The organism is Paraburkholderia sp. SIMBA_054 (genome assembly GCF_046534875.1).
Lineage (GTDB): Bacteria > Pseudomonadota > Gammaproteobacteria > Burkholderiales > Burkholderiaceae > Paraburkholderia > Paraburkholderia hospita.
The window spans coordinates 1-241 of the sequence record NZ_JAWRXV010001573.1 but is presented as its reverse complement, the minus strand read 5'-3'; the positions used below and the strand labels follow the sequence as shown (position 1 = coordinate 241).

Genomic DNA, 241 nt, shown 5'->3' with positions numbered 1-241 from the left:
CGACGATTAGTTTTAATCGCAAAGGCCGGTTTGAAGATACCTCGGTTTTTGAGGAAATCTTTGATGAGACTGTTCGCCAAGCTCAAGCAGAAGGCTTTGTGAGTGGACGTGTGCTGTTATCCGACTCGACACACGTCAAAGCAAACGCTAATAAAAATAAGTTTTTTCGCATAGCGAAGACCCAAAAGATCGTTCGCTATATGGGTGCAAGTGACCAGCTTGTCCTGGCTCGTGCTCACCA

Annotated in this window: 1 pseudogene; it reads left to right on the top strand. The window is 46.1% G+C overall.

Going from position 1 to position 241, the window contains the following annotated elements:
* Nucleotides 1-241: pseudogene (locus SB822_RS60345) on the top strand (IS5/IS1182 family transposase); the annotation flags it as partial.